Genomic DNA, 8904 nt, shown 5'->3' with positions numbered 1-8904 from the left:
CAGACCGAAACCCGTCGCCCGATGCCGACGCAACGGCTCCACCTCACGAAACGACCCCTCGTCCAACAACAGGCCGATCCGCTCACGAGCCGTCAACTTCCCCTTGGCATGCTGCGCCTCGGTCGCCTTGTCACTCGGGCCACGCAGCACCCGACTGCGGAGTTCGTGCAACTCGACAGCCCGCCCCCGCGCAGCGGTGGGCGGGCTGGATGGGGCGGGTTCGGGCGCTGGATACTCCTCCACGGTGGTCATGACAGCGGACCGTAGAAACGATGCCTAGAGTGGCACTCGGTCTGTGCTCGACGCCCACCGGAGGCCCGCTCGAACGGGCCGGCGGTCACCGCTCACCCGACGACCCGGTGCAGCTCCAACATCGGCTCGTCGTCGACCAGATCGAGCCTCGGGTCCGCTCCCAGGAGCGCGATGTGCAGGCGCTGCAGCCGGGCGGAGGGTTCGATGCCGAGTTCGGCGATCAGTGTGCTGCGCAGCCGCTGGTAGGTCTCCAGCGCCTGCCAGGAGCGGCCCGAACGGTACTGGGCGAGCATGAACTGCGCGTGCAGCCCCTCGTGCATGGGGTGGCGGGCCGAGAGCACCGTCAACTCGCTGAGCAGGTTGGCGTGCCGGCCGAGCCGGAGGTCTGCGGCCACCCGGCCCTCCAGCGCACCGAGCCTGGCCTCCTCCAGCCGCAGCACCTCGATCTCCAGCACCCGGCCGACCTGGACGTCCACCAGGGCCGGGCCGCGCCACAGTTTGAGGGCCTGCCCGAGCAGCAGCGAGGCGGTCGCGTCGTCCCCTGCGGTCAGTGCCGCCTGTCCCAGCCCCAGGATCCGTTCGAACTCGGAGCTGTCCACCTCGCCCGGCTGGACGTCGAGCAGGTAGCCGCCGTGCCGGGTGACCAGGATCCCCTTGGCCGCGGAGCGCTGGTCCGTACCGAAGGCGGTCGCGAGCCTTCTGCGCAGCTGCAGGATGTAGGTCTGGAGCGTGGTGGTGGCGGTCCGCGGCGGTTCCTCCCCCCAGATCTCCTCCATCAACGTCGGTACGGTCACCATCTGGTTCGCCTGGAGAGCCAGGAGCGCCAGGATCTGCCGCGGCTTGGCCGCGGTGGGAAGGATCGACGTCTGTTGCTCATGAGCGACGAAGGGGCCCAGAAGATTGATCTGCACGGATCCGCCTCCTTTCGAGAGCTGAGTGTGCGCCCCGGGAGCCACCGCACCCGGATGCGCTCTCAAGAGACTGCCACGCGCACAGCCTGCTCCGACAGTGAGATCTTCACGGGTTGACCGGGACTTCAGCCCGCCTGCGGGCATGAGAAGTTCACCCTCGACGCATGACGGTTCCACTGTCCCGGCGCCACCGAATCACACAGACTTCCGTGACGTACCACCACCACTTCAGGCAGCCTTGAGCAACCGGAGAGTCTTCGTGCGTGCCACCGATCTTCCCCCCGCACCGTCCACCCACGACCTTGAGTGCGACTGGCGTTTCGCCGAACTCGTGGTCTGGACGCACCTCGACCCGGAACTGCGGGCCCGTTACGCCGTCGACCCCCGGGCCGTGCTGGCCGAGTTCGACGTGACGCTGCCGCCCGGCACCGCCGTGCCCTCGCTCCGCCGGCCGCAGCACGAGCCGGTGGTCGTCGAGGATCTCGGCCGGGCGGCCGCGGCCATGATGAGCATCTGTTATGAGGCCTGAGACGGTCCGCGAGGTGCCGTCGCCGCGAGGGGCCCTGGTGGGGTTCAAGCGTCACGTACGGGCCGAGGTGGTCGCAGGGGACGGCGTCTACCTGGTCTCGGAACGTGGCACGACCCGTCTGCACGGCCCCCACCTGGAGACCGTCGGCCCGCTGTTGGACGGCACCCGGGGCATCGCGGCACTGGTCCGCGACGCCCCGGGCACGACGGCCGGAGTGATAGCCGATCTGCTCTGCTCGCTCTCCGAGGCCGGGCTGGTCTCCTACCGCTCCCCGCGCGCGAACGGCTCCCCCGGCCTCCGGGCCGCCGAGGCCTTCTGGGACCTGGCCGGCCTGGAGGGACCGAACCCGGCCGAGCAGGCGGGCACCGCCAGGACCAGGGTGCTGACCGTCGGCCGGGTGGACCGGACGGCGGTGCGGCAGGCCCTGGAGGGCGCCGGGCTCGCCTGCCTCCCGGTCGGGGCCGGGATCGAGGACGCGGATCTCACCGTGGTCGTCTGCGACGACTACCTCGCGCCCGGGCTGCGCCGGATCGACGCCAGGCAGCGGGCGGCCGGGCAGCCCTGGCTGCTCGCCAACCCGACCGGCTCGATCGTCTGGACCGGCCCGGTGTTCCAGCCGGGTACCAGCGCCTGCTGGTCCTGCCTGACCCACCGGCTGCGCGCCCACCGACAGCCCGAACTGGCCCTCCAGCAGGCGCTCCGGATGCGCGAGGCACCGCAGGGCCCGACCGCCGCGCTGCCGGTGACCCTGGGGATCGGCCTGCAACTGGCCGCCCTGGAGGCCGTCAAGTGGCTTACCGGGCACCGTCATCCGGGGCAGCGGGCGGTCCACACCCTCGACACGCTGACCCTGGAGGCGCGGACCCACACGCTCGTGCACCGCCCGCAGTGCCCGGACTGCGGAACCCCGGCCGCCGGATCGTCCGCAGCCGCCCGACCGGTGCTGCTGCGCTCCCGGCCGAAGACCTCCACCGGTGGCAACGGCCACCGCTGCCTGACGCCGCAACAGGTGCTCGACAGCTACGGGCACCTGGTGAGTCCGGTGACCGGGGCCGTCAAGGAGATCAGCCGCTCCCGGTACGGGCCGTCGTTCCTCAACTCCTTCGTCTCCGGCCACAACCTCGCCACGCACTCGCCCGGCCTGCCGGGCACCCGGCAGTTCAGCGGGGGCAAGGGCACCACCGAACTGGACGCCAGGGTCAGCGCGCTGTGCGAGGCACTCGAGCGCTGCTCCGGTACGTACGAGGACAACGAGCCCGTGGTCCGGGACACCCTGCGCGGGCTGGGCGAGGCGGCCGTCCATCCCAACCGGATCCAGCTGTACGACGAGCGCCAGTACCGTGACCGCACCCGCTGGAACGCCCGGCACTCCGGCTTCCACTTCGTCTGCGACCCGCTCGACGACCGGACCCCGATCGACTGGACGCCGGTCTGGTCGCTCACCGAGCACCGGCAGCGGATGCTGCCCACCTCCCTCCTCTACTACGACGCTCCACGCCCGATCCCCGGAAAGCACTTCGCCAGAGCGGACTCCAACGGGTGCGCGGCCGGCAGCAGTCTGGAGGACGCCGTCCTCCAGGGGTTCTTCGAACTGGTGGAACGGGACGCCGTCGCCCTGTGGTGGTACAACCGGACTCGTCAGCCCGGGGTGGACCTGGCCGCCTTCGCGGACCCGTGGATCGGCGAACTCCAGCAGGTGCACCGCGCGTTGGGGAGAGAGGTCTGGGCGCTCGACCTGACGGCCGACCTCGGCGTCCCGGTGATGGCCGCGCTGTCCCGTCGGACGGACAAGCCCGCCGAGGACATCGTGTTCGGCTTCGGCGCCCACTTCGACCCGCTGGTCGCCCTCCGACGGGCCCTGGCCGAGATGAACCAGCTGCTCCCCGGAGCGGTCGGCGCCACCGCCGACGGCACCGGCTACACCCTGCGCGACCCCGACGCGCTCCGGTGGTGGCGCACCGCCACCACCGCCGGCCAGCCCTACCTGCTCCCGCACGACGACCGGCCGGCCACCGGGCCCGACACCCACCTCCGGGTCGTGCGCCCCGACCTCAGGGACGACGTCACCGCGGCCGGTGAGCTCGTCCGCCGCCACGGCATGGAGCTGCTGGTGCTGGACCAGACCCGCCCGGACATCGGGCTCCCGGTGGTGCGGGTGGTGGTGCCCGGAATGCGGTCGTTCTGGTCGCGGTTCGGCCCGGGGCGCCTGTACGACGTGCCGGTCGCCCTCGGCCGGCTCGCCGAACCGACGGCCTATCAGGACCTGAACCCGACCCTGATGTTCGTCTGAGACCCCCTGGTCACCGGGGTCCGGGGACACCGGCTCCAGTGAGACTCAAGTGCCGTCCGCCAGCCTCGGAGTCCTGAACAGCGCCGATGCCGGAGACCGACGTGATCGTCTCGCCCGACCCCGAAGAGCTGGCTCCGCGACGCCTGTGGTCCCTGCGGGAGGACGTCCACGTCGAGCTGCCCGATCCGGGCGGGGACGTCCTGCTGCACAGCCGTTGGCAGACCGAGCGGGTGGTCCGGCCCGACCGGACCACCCGCGAGGCGTTGCGGCGGATGCGGCTCGGGCCGGTCTCGCTCCGGAACGTGCTGGACGGCGCCGAGGACGGCGCCGAGGAGCGACTCTCCCGGGCCCTGCACGGGATCCAGCACCTGATCGTCCGCTCGATCGGGATGACCGGCTCGCAGTCCCCGCTGCTGTCGTTCGTCCCCATGTCGCCGAGGGCGTCGCTGGATCTCCCCCGGGTCACGCCGGACCGGCCGGTCCGGCTGTCCCGGTTCGCCCACCTGCACAGCGAGGGCAGGGGCTTCGAGTTGGAGTCCCCGCTCTCGCTGTTCCGGGTGACCGCCCACCGAGGGGCGGGGGCCGAGTTGCTGGCCTCGCTCGGCTGGACGGCGACACCCGAGGAGCTGCTCAAGACCGTGCCGCTCCCCCGCGCCGTCGTACTGGAGCTGCTCGCCCACCTGCTGGCGGCCGGACTCGTGATCACCGACGAGGACCGCGGCGCCGAGCCGGAATCCGCCCTCGCCGAGCCCACGTTCGCCGAGGACAGCGACCCCGTCCTGGCCACCTGGTCCCCGGTGGACCTGCTCTTCCACACCCGGAGCACCACCGGCCGGCACGACCACGACTTCGGCGCCACCTTCACGCACGCCCTTCGCCTGGTGCCCGAGCCGGCCGTCCGGCCGCTACCGGACGGGCCGCGGTTCCCGCTGCCGGCCGTCCGCGGCACCACGGCCGACGATCCGGCACCGCTCGCCGACGCACTCGACGCCGGACCGCGCCCGCGCGGGCCGGGTCCGGGCGGCGAACTGACGACCACTCAGATCGGTGAACTCCTGCACCGGTCGTTGCGGGTCCGCTCGATGTCGGTGGACCCGACCGCGCCGGCCGCGTACCAGGTCAGCGACCGCCCCTACACCAGCATCAGCGGGAGCCACCCGCTGGAGGCGTATCTCACGGTCACCCGCTGCGCCGGGCTGCCGCCCGGCATCTTCCACTACGACCCGGCCGGGCACCAACTGACCCTGGTGAACCGGAACGAGGCCGACCTGGCCGAATTCCTCACCTGTATCAGGACCGCCGGGGGTCTCACCGAGGCTCCCCCGGCGACCATCACGCTGACCGCCCGATTCTCCCGGGTCACCTGGAAGTTCAGCGCCCTGGGCTACGCCCTGGTGCTCCGCGACACCGGGGCCGCGCTGCAGACCCTGACCCTGGCGGCCACCGTCATGGGCCTGACCACCGCCGTTCTCGGGAACTCGGACGCCGACCTGGCACCCCGGTGCGTGGGCCTGGACTGGCGCTCCGAGGCCCCCGTCGGCCAACTGATCATCGACCCGTCCCACGCTCCGGCGAAGGGCCGGCCCTGACCCGCCGGCCAAGTTGGAATTCGGTGCCGGAACGGGCCGCCAGCCCTTACGCTCGGTCTTGGAATCGGCATGTCGGAAGGGTACGGATGGGCGTCCAGTCAGGAGAAGGGCAGCCCTCGGCCTCGCTGCCGCAGGCGGCTCGACGGCCACTCGCGCGGTTACGCGCCGTGGTGCGACGCCCGGCCCGGGACACCCCGGGCACTCCGGTACCCCGGTTCGCGCTGTTCATCCTCTGCTTCGTGCTGATCGCGTTCATGGTGCAGGTCTCGGTGAACCTCTTCTCGGTGGCGAAAGCCGGCCGGACCACTCCACTGGTCGGGATGCTGTGCTTCGCAGTCATCGACGTCATCCAACTCAGCCACTCACTGCCCCAGATGGCGGCGTTCCGGCGCAGATACGGCAAGTGGACGCTGAGCGTCCAGGCCCTGCTGACCTATCTGCCGATCCTGCTCTTCGGTGAGGTCTGGGGCGCGGCCGGCGGATTCCTCTCGGGTTCGGCGCTGCTCCTGCTGCCGGCCGCCTGGGGCTGGACGGCCTTCACCCTGGTGACGCTCTCCATCCCGGCGATCGCGGTGGCCCATCACAGCAACCTCCAGAACACCGTCTACATCGCCATCTCGACGATGCTGAGCGGGCTGGTGGTCTACGGCCTCAGCCGGTTGGCCGGCCTGGTGGTCGAACTCCACCGGGCCCGGGAGAAGTTGGCCCGGATGGCGGTGGCCCAGGAACGGCTGCGGTTCGCCCGGGACCTGCACGACCTGCTCGGCTACAGCCTGTCCGCGATCACCCTGAAGAGCGAGGTGGCGATCCGGCTGGTGCCCAAACACCGGGGCCGGGCGGTCGACGAGCTGACCTCGATACTGGAGATCTCGCGTCAGGCGCTGTCCGACGTCCGCGCCGTCGCCAGCAGCTACCGCGACATGTCGCTCTCCGGCGAGGTCGCGGCGGCCGAGGCGATGCTCCGTACCGCCGACATCGACGTCGAGGTCCGGCTCTCCGACCCCCCGCTCTCCCTCGACGGCCAGATCGACACCGTGCTGGCCACCGTGCTGCGCGAGGCCGTCACCAACATGCTCCGGCACAGCAAGGTGCAGCACTGCCTGATCGCGACCGTACGGGAGGGCTCGCTGGTCAGGCTCACCATCGTCAACGACGGGGTGACCGACGAACCCGAGACGGCGGCCGCCGCCACCCGGAAGTTCGGCGAACGCAGCGGAAGCGGGCTGGCCAACCTCGACAGCCGGGTGGCGGCGATCGGCGGGCGGCTCACCGCGGGCGTCCGGCCGGACGGCCGCTTCCAGCTGGTCGCCGAGGCGCCGCTGGAACCGGCCGTGCCCCTCCGGGCGGCGTCCTGAGCCACCGTCGGCGGCGTCAGAGCAGCAGCCAGCCGGCCTCCTCCGCGATCCGGATGGCGTCCACCCGGTTGCGGGCGTTCAGCTTGGTGACGACGGTCGTCAGGTAGTTCCGTACGGTGCCCGCCGAGAGGAAGAGCGCCGCCGCGATCTCCACCACCTCGGCCCCGCCGGCGGCCATCAGCAGCACGTCCACCTCCCGCTTGGTGAGCGGGTTCTCCCCCGAGTCCCAGGCCGCCATCGCGAGTTGCGGGTCGACCACCCGCTCCCCGGCCACCACCTTGCGGATCGCCTGGGCCAGCTCGGCCGGCGGCGCGTCCTTGAGCAGGAACCCGCCCACCCGGGCCGACATCGCCCGGCGCAGCGTGCCGGGGCGGCCGAGGCTGGTGAGGATCAGCGTCCGGCAGCTCGGCAGCTGTTCGTGCAGGAGGGTCGCGGCGGTCAGCCCGTCCACACCGGGCAGGTCGATGTCGAGAACGGCGATGTCCGGTCTGTGGGCCAGGGCCTGAGGGAGGATCGAGTCCCCGTGGTCGACCTCCGCGACCACCTCGATGTCCTGCTCCATTCCGAGCAGGGCCACCAGCGCCCCCCTGACCATGTGCATGTCCTCAGCGAGCAGTACCCGAATCACAATCCCCCCCGCTCAAATCGATCCGACGAACAAACGTCAGATGATCAAGCGTAAACCCCGTGGCAAAAGGATCACTTTAGGCGCCGGGCAGTGGGGTGGTGCTACGTGACGTCGATCAGTGCGTCCAGCAGACCGTCGTCCAGCATGGTGTGGGCCGCGATGTCGGCGGCGTCGCCGAAACCCGCGTCGAACAGGGCGACACTCACCGTGTAGGCGCCGTCGTCCACCGCCCAGGTGCCGAAGCTCCACTCGTCCCCCGTGCCGGGCGAGCCGTCCGGACGCAGCACCTGGACCCGCTCGTCGCCCGCCGTCGGCGTGAAGCCGAACTCGGTGAACCGGAACCGCAGGCCCTGGCCGATCGCCTTGCTGTACGCCTCCTTGAGCGTCCACAGCCGCACCAGGGCCAGGTTCCGCTGCTCCTCCGGCAGTTCCTGCAGCCGGGCGGTCTCGTGCGGGGTGCAGATCTGCTTCTCCGCCCCCGTCCCGAGCAGTCGGCGGCTCTCCAGCTCCGCGTCCACGCCGATCCAGCCCCGGCGGGTCAGCCCGACCACCAACAGGTCCTCGGTGTGGCTCAGGCTGATGTCGACCTGGTCGCAGCCCCGCAGGTACGGCCGCCCGCCCAGCTTGTACGCCAGGTCGACCGTCTCCGGGGCGGCCTGCAGCGCGTTGCCCGCCGCGTGCTTGAGCAGCAGCCGGGAGGCCAGGAAGCGGGACCTGACCTGCTCGTGCGACATCGCCTGGTAGCGCGCCCAGTCGCGGCCGAGCACCGCGACCTCCCGCTCCGACGGCTCGACGGCCGGCTCCGCCGCCGGAAGCCAGTCCCCCAGCCGGGAGACCAGGACCGCACTGCCGCGTACGTCCAGCGCCTCCCGGACGGCGTCCCACGGGCCGTCAGGTCCGGTCAGCCGGATCGGCGCACCGACCGCCGCCGCCGGAACGGTGGCCGGCATCACGGGCGGACCTCCTCGGCGAGGTCGGTGAGGTACTCGACCAGCGTGGTGACGCTCACCAAGCTGCCCACCATCTCGGAGAGCGACAGCTCACCGAGCTCCGGGAGGCGGTTCTCGATCCGGTACTTCAGCTGCATCAGCATCACCGAGTCGAACCCGAGGTCGTCGTAGAACCGCGCGTCGGCGTCGGCCGGGACGACCGGCCCCGGGGCCTGGTCGGCGAGCACTGCGGCGACCTCCGCCGACACCAGCTCCAACAGCCCCCGGGCCGGCCGGTCGAGCACCGCGCCGGGGCTCTCCGCGCCGGGGCTCATGACCGCTCCCCGGTGGTGGCGCACCGCTGCCGGCACATCCGACGAATCATCATGTTCGGTCCTCCAATGGACATCTGCGACGCGGT

General features: G+C 71.6%; 9 protein-coding genes. 4 read left to right on the top strand and 5 right to left on the bottom strand.

The features are described from left to right. Positions 1 to 252 (bottom strand): carboxyl transferase domain-containing protein (locus ACIRPK_RS27400; RefSeq protein WP_403042895.1); only part of this gene is annotated, 252 nt, incomplete at its 3' end. A 92-nt stretch (positions 253 to 344) separates the two neighbouring features. Then, positions 345 to 1163 carry a BTAD domain-containing putative transcriptional regulator gene (locus ACIRPK_RS27395; RefSeq protein ID WP_403042892.1) on the bottom strand — a complete coding sequence of 273 codons (819 nt, stop codon included), beginning with the start codon at positions 1161 to 1163 and terminating at the stop codon, positions 345 to 347. 259 nt (positions 1164 to 1422) lie between these two features. On the opposite strand from ACIRPK_RS27395, the gene ACIRPK_RS27390 reads away from it, so the two are divergent. The 4 genes from ACIRPK_RS27390 (at position 1423) to ACIRPK_RS27375 (ending at position 6926) form a co-directional block, all read left to right on the top strand. Further along, a complete protein-coding gene (locus ACIRPK_RS27390; protein ID WP_403042890.1) occupies positions 1423 to 1692 on the top strand; it encodes a hypothetical protein in 270 nt (89 codons plus the stop codon). Continuing rightward, the gene (locus tag ACIRPK_RS27385; protein ID WP_403042889.1) at positions 1682 to 3982 is read left to right on the top strand and encodes a TOMM precursor leader peptide-binding protein; all 2301 of its coding nucleotides are present in this window, start codon (positions 1682 to 1684) and stop codon (positions 3980 to 3982) included. The genes ACIRPK_RS27390 and ACIRPK_RS27385 overlap by 11 nt, the downstream gene beginning before the upstream one ends. An 86-nt stretch (positions 3983 to 4068) precedes the next feature. Then, positions 4069 to 5571, top strand: coding sequence for a SagB family peptide dehydrogenase (locus tag ACIRPK_RS27380; protein ID WP_403042887.1), 1503 nt, complete (start codon positions 4069 to 4071; stop codon positions 5569 to 5571). A 167-nt stretch (positions 5572 to 5738) separates the two neighbouring features. Beyond that, positions 5739 to 6926 carry a sensor histidine kinase gene (locus tag ACIRPK_RS27375; RefSeq protein ID WP_403042885.1) on the top strand — a complete coding sequence of 396 codons (1188 nt, stop codon included), beginning with the start codon at positions 5739 to 5741 and terminating at the stop codon, positions 6924 to 6926. A gap of 16 nt (positions 6927 to 6942) precedes the next feature. Here ACIRPK_RS27375 and ACIRPK_RS27370 read toward each other — a convergent pair whose 3' ends face one another. From ACIRPK_RS27370 to ACIRPK_RS27360, 3 genes are all read right to left on the bottom strand, one after another. Next, positions 6943 to 7554 (bottom strand): DNA-binding response regulator, encoded by a 612-nt coding sequence (locus ACIRPK_RS27370; protein ID WP_403042882.1) that lies wholly within the window; start codon positions 7552 to 7554, stop codon positions 6943 to 6945. 101 nt (positions 7555 to 7655) lie between these two features. After that, positions 7656 to 8504: a 4'-phosphopantetheinyl transferase family protein gene (locus ACIRPK_RS27365; RefSeq protein WP_403042879.1), complete on the bottom strand. Its 849-nt coding sequence runs from the start codon at positions 8502 to 8504 to the stop codon at positions 7656 to 7658. Continuing rightward, entirely contained in the window at positions 8504 to 8818 is a 315-nt protein-coding gene (locus tag ACIRPK_RS27360) for an acyl carrier protein (protein WP_403042876.1), read from the bottom strand. Before ACIRPK_RS27360 ends, ACIRPK_RS27365 begins: the two co-directional genes overlap by 1 nt. Between the last annotated feature and the right edge of the window lie 86 nt (positions 8819 to 8904).

Origin of the sequence: Kitasatospora sp. NPDC101801 (assembly GCF_044766665.1) — a bacterium.
Classification (GTDB): domain Bacteria; phylum Actinomycetota; class Actinomycetes; order Streptomycetales; family Streptomycetaceae; genus Kitasatospora.
This window is presented reverse-complemented; position numbering and strand designations above follow the sequence as displayed.

What these genes read in the sequence shown, in the direction of transcription:
- ACIRPK_RS27385 (WP_403042889.1), top strand. Translation starts at nt 1,682, where the DNA reads ATGAGGCCTGAGACGGTCCGCGAGGTGCCGTCGCCGCGAGGGGCCCTG.
- ACIRPK_RS27380 (WP_403042887.1), top strand. Translation starts at nt 4,069, where the DNA reads ATGCCGGAGACCGACGTGATCGTCTCGCCCGACCCCGAAGAGCTGGCT.
- ACIRPK_RS27365 (WP_403042879.1), bottom strand. Translation starts at nt 8,504, where the DNA reads ATGCCGGCCACCGTTCCGGCGGCGGCGGTCGGTGCGCCGATCCGGCTG.
- ACIRPK_RS27360 (WP_403042876.1), bottom strand. Translation starts at nt 8,818, where the DNA reads ATGAGCCCCGGCGCGGAGAGCCCCGGCGCGGTGCTCGACCGGCCGGCC.